Origin of the sequence: Winogradskyella vidalii, assembly GCF_013403955.1 — a bacterium.
Lineage (GTDB): Bacteria > Bacteroidota > Bacteroidia > Flavobacteriales > Flavobacteriaceae > Winogradskyella > Winogradskyella vidalii.
In genome coordinates, this window is record NZ_JABFDG010000003.1 from 297,748 (window position 1) to 310,915 (window position 13,168).

General features: G+C 33.8%; 13 protein-coding genes. 9 read left to right on the top strand and 4 right to left on the bottom strand.

What is annotated here, in order from left to right; all coding sequences use genetic code 11:
* Nucleotides 1-221: 221 nt before the first annotated feature.
* On the top strand, nt 222-908 hold the full coding sequence (locus tag HM982_RS10150) for a response regulator transcription factor (RefSeq protein WP_179353046.1): 687 nt from the start codon (nt 222-224) through the stop codon (nt 906-908).
* Entirely contained in the window at nt 908-1,951 is a 1,044-nt protein-coding gene (locus HM982_RS10155; protein ID WP_179353047.1) for a sensor histidine kinase, read from the top strand. The genes HM982_RS10150 and HM982_RS10155 overlap by 1 nt, the downstream gene beginning before the upstream one ends.
* Here the strand turns inward: HM982_RS10155 and HM982_RS10160 are convergent.
* The gene (locus HM982_RS10160) at nt 1,934-2,986 is read right to left on the bottom strand and encodes a glycosyltransferase (protein WP_179353048.1); all 1,053 of its coding nucleotides are present in this window, start codon (nt 2,984-2,986) and stop codon (nt 1,934-1,936) included. The two genes, HM982_RS10155 and HM982_RS10160, sit on opposite strands and share 18 nt — an antisense overlap.
* A 101-nt stretch (nt 2,987-3,087) precedes the next feature.
* On the opposite strand from HM982_RS10160, the gene trmB reads away from it, so the two are divergent.
* The 7 genes from trmB to HM982_RS10195 all read left to right on the top strand — a co-directional run bounded on the left by trmB (nt 3,088) and on the right by HM982_RS10195 (nt 8,044).
* Complete coding sequence (trmB, locus tag HM982_RS10165) at nt 3,088-3,762, top strand: tRNA (guanosine(46)-N7)-methyltransferase TrmB (protein ID WP_179353120.1); 675 nt, start codon at nt 3,088-3,090, stop codon at nt 3,760-3,762.
* Between the two features lie 3 nt (nt 3,763-3,765).
* Complete coding sequence (locus HM982_RS10170) at nt 3,766-4,395, top strand: LysE family transporter (protein ID WP_179353049.1); 630 nt, start codon at nt 3,766-3,768, stop codon at nt 4,393-4,395.
* Nucleotides 4,396-4,728 carry an MGMT family protein gene (locus HM982_RS10175; RefSeq protein WP_179353050.1) on the top strand — a complete coding sequence of 111 codons (333 nt, stop codon included), beginning with the start codon at nt 4,396-4,398 and terminating at the stop codon, nt 4,726-4,728.
* Between the two features lie 206 nt (nt 4,729-4,934).
* A complete protein-coding gene (locus HM982_RS10180) occupies nt 4,935-6,074 on the top strand; it encodes an Mrp/NBP35 family ATP-binding protein (RefSeq protein ID WP_179353051.1) in 1,140 nt (379 codons plus the stop codon).
* 1 nt (nt 6,075) lies between these two features.
* Entirely contained in the window at nt 6,076-6,324 is a 249-nt protein-coding gene (locus HM982_RS10185) for a NifU family protein (RefSeq protein ID WP_179353052.1), read from the top strand.
* 155 nt (nt 6,325-6,479) lie between these two features.
* The gene (locus HM982_RS10190; RefSeq protein WP_179353053.1) at nt 6,480-7,535 is read left to right on the top strand and encodes an NAD(P)/FAD-dependent oxidoreductase; all 1,056 of its coding nucleotides are present in this window, start codon (nt 6,480-6,482) and stop codon (nt 7,533-7,535) included.
* Nucleotides 7,536-7,711: 176 nt separating this feature from the next.
* Entirely contained in the window at nt 7,712-8,044 is a 333-nt protein-coding gene (locus HM982_RS10195; protein ID WP_179353054.1) for a 2Fe-2S iron-sulfur cluster-binding family protein, read from the top strand.
* 57 nt (nt 8,045-8,101) lie between these two features.
* Here HM982_RS10195 and HM982_RS10200 read toward each other — a convergent pair whose 3' ends face one another.
* The 3 genes from HM982_RS10200 to HM982_RS10210 all read right to left on the bottom strand — a co-directional run bounded on the left by HM982_RS10200 (nt 8,102) and on the right by HM982_RS10210 (nt 13,065).
* Nucleotides 8,102-8,593 carry a TlpA disulfide reductase family protein gene (locus HM982_RS10200; RefSeq protein WP_179353055.1) on the bottom strand — a complete coding sequence of 164 codons (492 nt, stop codon included), beginning with the start codon at nt 8,591-8,593 and terminating at the stop codon, nt 8,102-8,104.
* A 42-nt stretch (nt 8,594-8,635) separates the two neighbouring features.
* Nucleotides 8,636-9,532: a metallophosphoesterase family protein gene (locus HM982_RS10205; RefSeq protein ID WP_179353056.1), complete on the bottom strand. Its 897-nt coding sequence runs from the start codon at nt 9,530-9,532 to the stop codon at nt 8,636-8,638.
* Between the two features lie 83 nt (nt 9,533-9,615).
* Nucleotides 9,616-13,065 (bottom strand): hypothetical protein, encoded by a 3,450-nt coding sequence (locus tag HM982_RS10210; RefSeq protein WP_179353057.1) that lies wholly within the window; start codon nt 13,063-13,065, stop codon nt 9,616-9,618.
* Between the last annotated feature and the right edge of the window lie 103 nt (nt 13,066-13,168).

A 13,168-nucleotide genomic window follows, 5' to 3' on the forward strand; every position in this document is an offset into this window, starting at 1 on the left:
TATAAAAGATTAGAACACAAATATAATAACTAATCCTCAGTTTCAATAATCCCTTTAGTTAATAGTTATCATTTTACAATAAGTTAATCTAGTAGATGTCAGGTGCTTCTAGTGATCAATGATTTATATTTTTAATGTTAGGGAATTGTTATCAATTCGATAAATATACAAGGGGTAATAGAGATATATCCTATATTTACAATCTATAAAATAGAACACCATTGAAAAAGAAAGATATTAAAATATTGTTAGTTGATGATGAGCCAGATATTTTAGAAATAGTTGGTTATAATTTATCTGCGGAAGGTTATCAAGTTTTAAAGGGTGAAAATGGATTAGAAGCTGTTGAATTAGCAAAAAAACATAAACCCCATCTAATTATTTTAGATGTTATGATGCCTAAAATGGACGGTATTGAAGCTTGTGAACGCATCAGAGAAATACCAGAATTAAGCGAAACAATCATTACATTTTTAACGGCACGTGGTGAAGATTACTCCCAAGTAGCCGGTTTTGATGCTGGTGCAGACGACTATATTGCTAAGCCTATAAAGCCAAAGGTTTTAATTAGTAAAGTTAAAGCATTATTAAGACGTTTTAAGGATGTTGAGAGTACTGTAGATAGTATTGTAAAAATTGGCGACTTAGTAATTTACAAAGAAGAATATAAAATTACGATTAAGGGTCAAGAAACAACTTTGCCGAGAAAAGAATTTGAATTATTATCTTTGTTGGCAACCAAACCTGGTAAGGTTTTTAAACGCGATGAAATTTTAGACAAAGTCTGGGGTAATGAAGTTGTTGTTGGTGGTAGAACCATTGATGTACATATTAGAAAACTTCGTGAAAAAATAGGCGATAAATCCTTTAAAACGGTCAAAGGTGTTGGTTACAAGTTTGTAGACTAATGCAAAAAAACAATCTGAGAAAAACATATAAATTCGCCATAAGGACATCGTTATATGTAACGATGTTCTCAACACTCCTTGTGAGTGTTTTTTTAGATTACTACCACACATTTAATTGGCAGGTGATTTTTTTTCCAATAATCTGTTTTCCGCTGTGTTTTTCAATTATACAATATAGAGTTGAGCGATTTATATATAGACGTGTAAAGAAAATTTACGATGATCTTACACTCTTAGAATCTACAAATTTAAGGCAACAACCCATCACTACTGATATGGGGACTTTAACGAGAGAAATTGATAAATATGCCAAAACCAAAAAGATTGAAATTGAAACCTTAAAAATAAGGGAAGAGTATCGTAAAGAGTTTATAGGTAATGTCTCTCATGAGCTAAAAACGCCGCTTTTTACAGTTCAAGGTTATATTTTAACTTTATTAGATGGAGGAATTGAAGATGAAAAGCTCAGAAAAAAATATCTCACTAGAGCAAGTAAAGGGGTCGAACGCTTAACCTATATCATTAAAGATTTAGATATGATTACCCAACTAGAAGTTGGTGTGATGAAGCTCGATAAAGAAAATTTTGATATCGTTCAACTGGTTCAGAGTGTCTTTGATCTTTTTGAAATGAAAGCCGCAAAAAAACGCATTACCTTAACTTTTGATATTAAGTATCATGAGCCTATTATGGTTTTTGCAGATAAAGAACGTATTCAGCAAGTTTTAGCAAATCTAGTAGTTAATTCTATAAAATATGGACGCGAAAAGGGAACCACAGAAATCAGTATAGAAAACCTAATTAAAAATAAAGTTATTGTTAGAGTCACAGATAATGGAGAAGGGGTTCATGAATCTAGCCATCAACGTCTGTTTGAACGTTTTTACCGTGTAGATAAAAGTGGTTCACGCAAAGAAGGCGGTTCGGGATTGGGCTTGTCTATCGTTAAACATATTATTGAAGCGCACGAAGAAAAAATATATATTGAAAGCCAACTAGATGTGGGTAGTGAATTTTCGTTTACCTTAGAAAAGTCTAAATAAGTCTTTGTAGTTACACTCAAAATCTTCAAAAGTAAATCCTTTATAGTCTTTAACTTGTTCTAATAACGCTATTGAAAACTCATCTTGAGTACAATAAGGAACAATGTCTTCTGCTTCTAACTTTTCAGCTAAATACACTTGTTCAAATTGTCCGGGTGTCGGAATAAAAAAGGCTTTCTTTTCTAATTTAGCTAAGTCCATAATCGTGGTATAACCCGATCGGCTCAATACTATTTCACTTTCATTTATTGCGGTTTCTAGTTCTGCACTCGTCATGTAATTGTAAATGCTCATGTTCTGATGTTGAGTGTTTGTTTGCTGCGACTCAACGACACCCTTTACAAAACAGATATTTCCTTTATAGGATTCTAACGCTTTAAATAATTTTTCTTCTAAAAAAGTACGTTGTGGTTCTGGACCAGAAAGCAATACTAAAAGCTGGTGTTTAATGGCTAAGTTTTGTTTTTTAAATCGCGATAAAGGTCCTAAATATTTTAAAGGCGCATCAAAATCTTTGACATGTCCTAAAACACCACTTAGGTTTTTTTCGCCTTCATAATCCGGAATCCAACAAGCATCAAATTTTGAAATGATATTTTGATGAATACTAGTACTTAGCCAAGTGGTGCTTCCGCTTAAAACTTTTAATTGATGTGTTATAAATACAGAAGGTACTTTTTTATGTCTTACACCAAAACGATTATCTGAAATGATGCCAGAAATCGTAGTCGTTTTAATAAAATGAGCAATAGCTTTTTCCTCCTTCTTTATCGTTTTTAAAAGTCTAGGGCTGTCTTTTATAAGCTTCAACTTAAAATGCTTAGATTTTTTTGAGTATTTTATTTTATACGAAGGTAGTTCAAGCGTTTGAAGCGTTGGAAATTCTTTTTTGAGTAATTCTAGCGCAACACCATCGCTGGCGATTATAGGTTCAAAATTAAACCGAATCAATTCATTGACAATCGGAATGCAACGTGTAGCATGACCTAATCCCCAATTTAAAGGCGCCACTAAAATTTTTTTCTTTGTATCCAACTTAGGTTCGTGTTTCTTAATTTTAGATTAGGTTGTATTAAACAAAGGTAAACCTAAAATGTTTGCTTAATTTTACCGAATTATTAATAAATCATAAATTAGTGGGAAGTAAAAACAAACTTAAACGCTTTAGAGAAAACGAAACCTTTCATAATGTGTATCAGCCAACACGAGAAGAATTGGTAGATGCGACTTATAAATTAAAAGGAAAATGGCAGTCAGAAGTTTTTAAAAACAACAACCCTTTGGTTTTAGAACTTGGCTGTGGTAAAGGAGAATATACTGTTGGTTTAGCGAAACGTTATCCTAACAAAAATTTTATAGGTATAGATATTAAAGGCGCACGTTTTTGGAGAGGTGCCAAAACAGCTATCGAAGAAGATATTTCCAATGCGGCTTTTATTAGAACGCAAATTGAACTGGTTGAATATATTTTTGAAGAAAATGAAGTTGATGAAATTTGGATTACTTTTCCTGATCCACAAATAAAATATCAGCGTACAAAACACCGAATGACTAATTTACAGTTTTTAGAGCGCTATAAAAAGGTTTTAAAGCCAGGTGGCTTAATGCATCTAAAAACGGATAGTGAATTCATGCATGGTTATACCTTAGGCTTGCTACATGGTGCCGGTTTAGAAGTGCTTTATGCCAATCATAATGTGTATAAATTAGAAGGTAGTCCAGAAGACGTTACTGAAATTCAAACATTTTACGAAAATCAGTACTTAGAGAAAGACAAAGCAATTACGTATATTAGATTCAAAATCAACTAAAATTTGAATATAACCGTTATTTTCTTTTTAGGGTTTATAGTAGCGCTTATTGGCGTTGTTCCGCCTGGGTTACTTAATATGACCGCTGCTAAAATAAGTCTTAAAGAAGGCGCAGCTCGTGGTATTATGTTTTCTACAGGTGTTTGTATTGTGGTGTTTATACAAACTTATCTAGCGGCTATCTTTGCAAGATATTTGTCTAGTCACCCCGATATTGTAGCGATTTTAAAGCGTGTCGCATTCGTTATTTTTGTGCTTATTACCATCTATTTTTTAGTGTCATCATCTAAGGAAAAAGAGAAAAAAGTACAAGCAGAAATAAAAAGCAAGCACGGCAGATTATTGCATGGTATGTTATTATCTGCGCTAAATGTTTTTCCTATTCCTTATCAAGCCTATATGACCATTACCTTAGTGTCTTTTAGTTGGATGAGTTTTGAGAGATTGAGTATTATTACCTATGTTACAGGAGCAGCAACAGGAACTTTTGTAATGCTTTATTTTTATATTTTCTTTTTTGATAAGATTAAAGACCGAAAATTTACGTCCCAAAAAAGCATGAATTTAAGTATCGGTATTATTACAGGGTTTGTAGCTCTAATTACGTTAATCAATATATTAAGAGATTTATAAATGAAACCTGAAACGCTTAGTTTTTTTGAAAAAGTGTATGATGTTGCCAAACAAATCCCTTATGGACGAGTAACGAGTTATGGTGCTATTGCTAAATATTTGGGTGCTGGCAAAAGCGCCAGGATTGTTGGTTACGCTATGAATGGCTCTCACGGAAAAGACGTACCTGCACACCGCGTTGTTAATAGAAAAGGGCTTTTAACAGGAAAACACCATTTTGAAGGTACTAATCTTATGCAACAACTTTTAGAAAATGAAGGCATAGAAGTAATCGATAATCAAATTCAGAATTTAGAGGTTGTGTATTGGGATCCTGCTAAGGAAATTCGATAGTAATTTAATGTAAAAGTGATGGGTTTACTATCCATTTCTATCCTTTTAAAAACACTATAATTAAGACTTATATACCAATTGCACAATTCAATTTATCTAGTTCTAATTCTAAACTTTTCTAAGTATCTTTGCATTTAGAATTAATCTTAATAAGAGGATGTTGAATCGATATTTTAGCCTCTATTATTCTCAAGTCTTTATTCAATATGAAATTAAACAAACAAGATATATTAAACGCACTAAAAACGATAACAGCACCTGGTGAAGGTGAAAATATGGTGGATAGTGGCGCCGTTACTAATGTGGTTACTTTTGCAGATGAGGTTATTGTAGATATTACTATAAAAAACCCAACACTGCAGGCACGTAAAAAAACAGAAGTAGAAATTTTACAAGCCATTCATAAAAATGTTTATGAAAAAGCAAAAATAAAAGTCAATGTCAAAGTTGATGCACCTGCAGCAGCGCCAAAAAACGAAATTAAAGGTAAAGCAATCCCTGGGATTCAAAATATTGTAGCAGTAGCTTCGGGAAAAGGTGGCGTTGGTAAATCTACAGTGACTGCAAATTTGGCGGTAACCTTATCTAAAATGGGCTTTAAAGTTGGCGTCTTAGATGCTGACATTTATGGACCGTCTATTCCCATCATGTTCGATGTGGCTAATGAACGCCCATTATCGGTAACCATAGAAGGGAAATCTAAAATGAAACCTGTTGAAAATTATGGTGTTAAAGTATTGTCTATAGGTTTCTTCACAAAACCTGATCAAGCGGTTATTTGGAGAGGACCAATGGCGTCTAAAGCTTTAAACCAAATGATTTTTGATGCCGCTTGGGGAGAATTAGACTTTTTGTTACTCGATTTACCTCCCGGAACAGGTGATATTCACTTAAGTATTATGCAGGCATTGCCTATTACAGGTGCTGTAGTGGTTAGTACACCTCAAAATGTAGCTTTAGCAGATGCTAAAAAAGGGGTGGCAATGTTTCAACAAGATAGTATTAATGTGCCTGTTTTAGGAATTATTGAAAACATGGCTTATTTTACACCTGCAGAACTTCCTGAAAATAAATATTATATATTTGGAAACCAGGGTGCTAAGCATTTAGCAGAAGATTTAAAAGTGCCGTTTCTAGGTGAAGTGCCCTTAGTGCAAAGCATTAGAGAGGCAGGCGATTTAGGAAGACCAGCTGCTATGCAAACAGGAACTCCTACTGAAGGTGCTTTTGAAGCCATTACAAGAGAAGTGGTGCAACAAGTGGTGGATAGAAATGAGGCCTTACCAGCAACAGAGGCAATAAAAATTACAACAATGGCAGGTTGTTCTGCTACAAATAAAAAGTAAAATGAATCCAGAAGAACTTAGATTGAATGTTGAAAAGGCATTAGACGAAATCCGACCATTTCTACAAAGTGATGGTGGTGATATTGACTTATTATCTATTGATGATGGTAAATTGGTGAGAGTTCAACTGGTTGGTGCCTGTACCTCATGTAGTGTCAATCAAATGACGTTAAAATCGGGTGTAGAGATGACCATCAAAAAATATGCACCACAAATTGAAAAAGTTATTAATATTGAAAAGGTAATGTGATATTTATCACATTCTGATTGAAATGACATTAGTAGTTTTGTTCCCATAATTAAAATATTGATTGAAATAACCTTATAGGTTTTAATAAAAATTGAAGCAGTAACCCTAGATTTATGCTTTACTAAATTGAAATTCCCATTTCCTTGGGCATTATTATGATTACAACAGACATCCTTATAATTGGCGCAGGTCCAACCGGACTTTTTACTGTTTTTGAAGCAGGACTTTTAAAACTAAAATGCCATTTAATAGACGCACTTCCACAAGCAGGTGGACAATGCACAGAGCTTTATCCTAAAAAACCGATTTATGATATTCCTGCTTATCCAGAAATTTTAGCAGGCGATTTAACGCATAAATTAATGGAGCAATGCAAGCAGTTTGAACCTGGTTTTACTTTGGGAGAACGTGCTGAAACCATAGATAAACAAGAGGACGGCAGTTTTATAGTTACTACAAACAAAGGCATCAAACATCAGGCTCCGGTTGTGGCAATTGCTGGTGGATTAGGAAGTTTTGAACCGCGTAAACCATTATTAGACAATATCGGTGATTTTGAAGATAAAGGCGTGGAGTACATGATTAAAGAACCTGAAATGTATCGCAATAAAAATGTAGTCATTGCAGGAGGAGGAGATTCAGCCTTAGATTGGAGTATCTTTTTAAGTGATATTGCTGCTAGCGTCACTTTAATTCATAGACGAAACGAATTTAGAGGGCATTTAGATTCTGTTGAAAAAGTACAAGAGTTAAAAAACCTTGGAAAGATAAACTTAATTACGCCAGCAGAAATTACCGCTATAAATGGAAACGATAAAGTTGAAAGTGTTGAAGTCACTAAAAAAGATGAAGCGCCATTTGTATTAGAAACCGACCACTTTATTCCGTTATTTGGCTTGTCACCAAAACTTGGTCCAATAGCGAATTGGGGGCTTGAAATTGAGAAAAATGCTATTAAGGTAGATAATTCATTAGATTACCAAACTAATATTCCTGGGATTTTTGCTATTGGAGATGTGAATACTTATCCAGGAAAATTAAAATTAATCCTTTGCGGTTTTCACGAAGCAACATTAATGTGTCAATCCGCCTATAAAATTATTAATCCAGGAAAACGTTATGTTTTAAAATATACAACCGTTGCTGGTGTTAATGGATTTGATGGCTCTAGAAAAGAAGCACCAAAAGCTGTTGTAAAAGCTTTTGATTAGATTCTAGTTTCCGTTCATAGTGTTGTATTTACTCAAAATAAAAAAACAGGACTTAGAGGTTTTAAAATTTGTGAGATCTCAATTAATAACTAATTTTACTCTGAGAATCTCAGTGTAAGCTCTGTGAGTCTCTGTGATATAATAAAATAAACTTCGCATTTTTGTAGAAACTAATCATGGAACAAGACATAAACATAACAATAATAGATCGCGAAGGTGTAAAACATCCAATTGAAGCACCTACAGATATGGCGATGAACTTAATGGAAGTAGTTCGCTCATACGAATTGGCTCCAGAAGGTACTATCGGCGTATGTGGTGGTATGGCGATGTGTGCCTCTTGTCAATGCTATGTGTTAAGTGACACCGAACTACCCGAAATGCAAGATGATGAAGAAGCGATGCTTTCTGAGGCTTTCTATGTAAAAGATAATTCGCGTTTAGGTTGTCAAATTCAAATGACACCAGAAATGGAAGGTTTAGAAGTAGAATTGGCTCCTGAGTCGTAACAAATTCCTGCGAAGGCGGGAGTCTAATCGTCAATTTGGAATTTAGGAGTTTAATATTTATTCATTTTTAAAATTTGAAGCTTCAATAAAATCCAAAGCACTTTTAAATCGATTGGCTTTATGAAGTAGGTCGCCTTTACTATTTACTACTAAATACGTAGGGAAGAACTGTATTTCTAAATCTTTATAGAGTGATTTATCAGTGCCAAATTGGTTGTAATTCGTCCAGTTATAATCATGTGTTTCTAAATAGGCTGCCCATTTGCTTTTGCTTCGATCGATGGATATTCCAATGATTTCAATATTTTGCTTTTTAGCGTAGTCGCTATACTTAGCGATGACTAGATGGTCTTTTATGCAAGGTGCACATTCTAGATACCAAAAGTCTAAGATGTAAATTTTGTCATCTTCTAGGGTTATTGAGGTTTGTTCACCAGTAATCGTATTAAAGGTGTACTCTGAAAAGTTTATCGTTGATTTGGATTGCATGTCAGATGTCATGTTCATAAAACACATTAGAACAACAAGTAAGATGTTATTATAGCTCATAAGATTTTTTTATTTTTTTAATTACTGTTTTTCTTAAAGAGATTACTCCGTTTTATAATCGGCTAACTTTGTTGGTCCTTCTAACAAAAACCGATCAATCTTTAAATTACCATCTTCAGACGTTATTATTTGCCATTTTATTAGCGAAATGGCTCCATTCTCAATTTCAAGACCAGTAATACTTCTTGGGTGAACACAACTTCCATCATTAAAATAAGCAATATCTCCAGGTTCTGGAAAGCGAGGTCGATGTGTATGGCCAACAATGGTGATTAAATTGTTGTTTTCAATAATCCAGCGTTTGGTTCTTTTTTCTATTTTAATGAGTTCTGTATAGTTTTTAGCAGGTGTTGTTGGGTCCGCGATTCCCATCACATTTAACGGTTTCCAAAGGATACGAACTAAAAAACGACTCCATTTCCAACAGTTGTAGTTCCACCAATCCGCTTGATGACCATGAGTTAGAAATAATTCTTGATTGGTTTCTGAATGTTCTAAAACAATCCCTTCATGATATTTAATATCACAAAATAAATCCTCATCATTACCTGTTTTTGGGTCAAAAAAGGAATATAAGTGTTTTTCAACATACTTTGGATCGCGATACACCATATCATGATTACCCCAAATCATGTGTAGACGCTCTTCATCATGAAATTGCTTCATTAGCATATAGACATTCTTATGCGCACTAAATATGGATTCAAAAGATAAATTTTCCCAAAGCTCATCACCATCACCAAGCTCACAATAGCTAAAACCTTCAAGATAATAATGTCTTAAAGCATGATAATAAATGTTACGATTATTGGCAAAATCATCTGCAAAACTATTATCACCCCGATGGCAATCGCTAAATAATATAATTTTAGAAGCGTTGTTAAACTTAAGGCGTTTAGCATGTTTATAAGCGTGATCTAATCTAGAGTTGGTAGACATTTGTTTGTTTTATACAGACACCTAAATTAAACAAAAAATGCCTCTCAAAAAGAGAAGCATTTTTATTTAAATTAACCTTTAGTTTATTTCTTATACAACGGGTCTACACCAATAGTGCCAACCAATCGGTCAATATAATCTGAAGATTTTACGGTCTCACATAATTTATTAGTCGCATGTAAACGAGAATTTAACTCCATTTCATCAACTAAAAGTTCATTTTTAGAATCTTTAATAAAGGCTTCTAGATAACTAATTTGAGATTTATAATAAGCAATATCTTTTTGCTGTTTTAAAACTAATCGTTCTTTGTACCAATCTGAGTTTACAACATAACTTCGGTCAAAATATTGTCTTAATTCTGGGTCGCTAATATCTTTGCCTTCATAATGACCATAAGCCATAATGTTTAACAGAATCTTTAACGGTGGGATAGCCGCTTCAATGCTGCCATCTTCAAAATAGTTTAAGGCTACTTTTTGCTGTGCTTCAACAATATTGTTAATTCCATCGACGTAATCTTCTAAATTCTGTAATTCAGGCTTTAGCATACGCTCATTAAATACAGCTGTAGGTTCATCAAATAGGCGATTTAAACACAGTAAAGAAAATCTTTTCGTAATTCTATAACCTAAACGACTCGCTAATACTTTTTTACCATTATGTTCAAAATCTTCAAGTTTTTCTAAAGATCTATTAGCAATTAAATTTTGAGGATCTCGATCTTCAGGAGCCATTCTTGCCCAAATCTCTGGGATTAGGAGACTAACATCATGATCTATTTTGTTCTCTGCACCAACGTAACCAGCTGCTGTACTAAAGCCGTTAGATTCTGTTAGGATATGTGATAATAAAGCATTGTTTAAATCGGTTGTAGGTGTCAACATATTAAACGGTGCTTTGGTTAGAGCCCCTTCAGTACCTGCTCCTGTAGTCGATGGCGATTTTCCTGTAAGACTACAAATAAAGTCCATAAATAACTCAGGCGTTTCTTGATAGTGAATTGGGTTATAAACCGCTAAAGGTCTAATACCAGCTTCGCGATCTGCTGGGTTATTTCTTCGGCCTGTTAAAACGGCATTGACCACATGAATAACGGGGTCCTCAGGCTTAATTCTTCTACACAAACGCACACCTATATCTGAAATATATGTTGCTTCAGATTCGTCATAGAATACATTAGGTTCTAAATAACGCGGGTTTTTTGTTGGTTCGCCATCTACAATTCTTGGATGAGATGGTAAAACAAACTGAATGTCATCATCATTAGAGTCAATAATTTCTTTGATAAAATCTTTGACCGGTTGTGTGTATTTATCGTAATTAATGGTGTCTTCATAAATCGCAATAGCATCTGCTTTAGTTAGCATTTCGTAATTGGTTAAGAATCTACCATCTGAAATGATATCTAATTCGGCTAGTTTATCATAGCCTCTAACAATAGCCTCGTCGGGTCTTTGAAATAAATGTGCTTCACAGTTGGTTAGCACTTTGACACTTTTATTAGGGTATTCTGGGTTTAAATTTTTAAAGCGTTCATTTGGAAGTGTAATCGATGCTGTAATATCATCTTCCGTTTGAATTTTCTCGCAGGCAGAGAAATCGGAACGTAATTTATTCAACATCCAATTCCCTTTTTGGTTAAAGCCAATTCTTACATAACTACCAACTACTGGTGTATGGTTATAATTTAAGGATGTTCCTTTAACACCGTTGATGAATTCTACAGACATCATGTCTTTCCAGTTAAGGTTAGCACCATGTGCTTGTCTGAATAAACGTTTTACAAACAATACTAAAGAACGAATATGAACCGGAATATTTTTTAGAAATTCATTGAATTCATCTGAATTTTCTTCGTTAGGTGTTAATAGTTTTACGGCAGAACCTAAGGTTCTTTTTTCACTTAAAAACGATCTTGATTTTGGTCTGTTAGGATCTTTAACTTTCCATCGTGTAGAATAATTAAATTCAATAATCTCGTCTGCTTTCTTAAAATCCTCATCGATATTATGAATGTTAAATGCATTATAGGTTATGGCATTTTGCATCGATTTTGAAATCTCTGATTTACCACCACCAGAAACCGTACATGGTTTATGACAAAATACGCCTTCAGGATAAGTTTCTATCATACGCCACAAATCAATAGAATTGTGTTTTTCTAATTTCAACTTATTTCCTGAGGGGTGGATATAGGTTTTAAAAGGTGATAAGGTAAGTTTTTGTTCTTTGCCTTTATGATTCCAGGTAATACTATTAGTTGCAGTATTGAAATAGGAAGATTCTGGAACGTAAATGATATTTGGATAATTTTTATCTATTGCATAATTTTCGGGCTTCACCTCAATGCGATCAGCTATTAAGGTTTTAATATCATCAAATGTATGGTCTAAGCCGTAGTATTTAGAGTAATCATTACAATCTACAGTTTCACCCATTACACGCCTAGCATAAGCAATAGCGCCTCCTGCATGTTCTTCTTCAGCTAGACCAAAAAGGTTAGCAGAGTAACTAATTTGTGTTTTTATTTCTTTTTTAGAATAACCATAGTAGTTGTCAGCAATTAAAGTAATAACCACACCTCTTTCATCTCTACAGGTAATTTTAAAGGCACTACCATTATTGTAAAGCTCGTTTTCATTAGTCCAACACATGCCATCTTTTTTCTGGCGTTCTGTAGCATCGTTATAATGCGGAAGTCCTACATCTTTTTTCTTTAGTGTCAATAATTGTGGTGCTAAAACGATACAACCTGTATGGCCTGTCCAATGTTCTGGGTCTAACGCAGCATCATTATGTGCTAAATTAGGATCGCCAGCATTGCCAAAAATAGATTCTACAAAATCTAAATTACTGACTAAATTACCAGGCGCAAAAAAACGAACCTCTAAGGATTTTTGAGAAAGAATCCCTTTTACTTCCGGGCAAACTACAGGTCGCAATAACATAGAAACCATCGTTTTTGCTTTGTCCTCTTGATTGGATGTAAAAGGTAGTATTTTTAAGTCATCTGAAGGATTGAAAGCCGCATGTAAAAAGTGTGCTAAAACGACCTTAGGAACTTCTTGTTTATCTAACGGAACAGGCAGTGGACCTTCTACGATATGAAAGGTGCCTTTAGTTGTTCTTTTATCGTGTAGTGGATTGTTTAAAATCCCTTGTTTTAGACGTGAGGACGTCACTAAATCACTTTCAAATGATGAGCCATCAGGTGGTAAACTTGCTTCTCTTGCTTGCCCTTTTTTTGATAAAATTAAGGTATCGTTAGGAATAATATACGATTTATCAATATTAACGTCTTTTAAATAGTCGTCTATAAAATTTTGAATTCTTGAATCTACAGGGCTAAGGTGACTAGCCAATAGTCTAGATTTCTCACGAATACTTCTAATTAAGCCATTTGATAATACTTCAAATTTAGGGTCGCAAAACTTTTCTGTGCTATCTTCAGTATCTTTAAAAGTAGGTTGCCCTATTGAGGCTAATTGTAAGTTGATAAATTGAATTAATTCTTTTCTTGCTTCATCCATATGCTTTAAACTATAGAAGTTTGATTAAAATCTAAATTTAAAACAAATTTATGATTCAAAAGAATTTTAAAACATGTCAAATATCATTTAATAGTTAAATATT

Coding starts and splice junctions, on each gene's coding strand:
- HM982_RS10185 (WP_179353052.1), top strand. CDS start 6,076: ATGAATCCAGAAGAACTTAGATTGAATGTTGAAAAGGCATTAGACGAA.
- HM982_RS10210 (WP_179353057.1), bottom strand. CDS start 13,065: ATGGATGAAGCAAGAAAAGAATTAATTCAATTTATCAACTTACAATTA.
- HM982_RS10195 (WP_179353054.1), top strand. CDS start 7,712: ATGGAACAAGACATAAACATAACAATAATAGATCGCGAAGGTGTAAAA.
- HM982_RS10200 (WP_179353055.1), bottom strand. CDS start 8,593: ATGAGCTATAATAACATCTTACTTGTTGTTCTAATGTGTTTTATGAAC.
- HM982_RS10180 (WP_179353051.1), top strand. CDS start 4,935: ATGAAATTAAACAAACAAGATATATTAAACGCACTAAAAACGATAACA.
- HM982_RS10190 (WP_179353053.1), top strand. CDS start 6,480: ATGATTACAACAGACATCCTTATAATTGGCGCAGGTCCAACCGGACTT.
- HM982_RS10205 (WP_179353056.1), bottom strand. CDS start 9,532: ATGTCTACCAACTCTAGATTAGATCACGCTTATAAACATGCTAAACGC.
- HM982_RS10155 (WP_179353047.1), top strand. CDS start 908: ATGCAAAAAAACAATCTGAGAAAAACATATAAATTCGCCATAAGGACA.
- HM982_RS10175 (WP_179353050.1), top strand. CDS start 4,396: ATGAAACCTGAAACGCTTAGTTTTTTTGAAAAAGTGTATGATGTTGCC.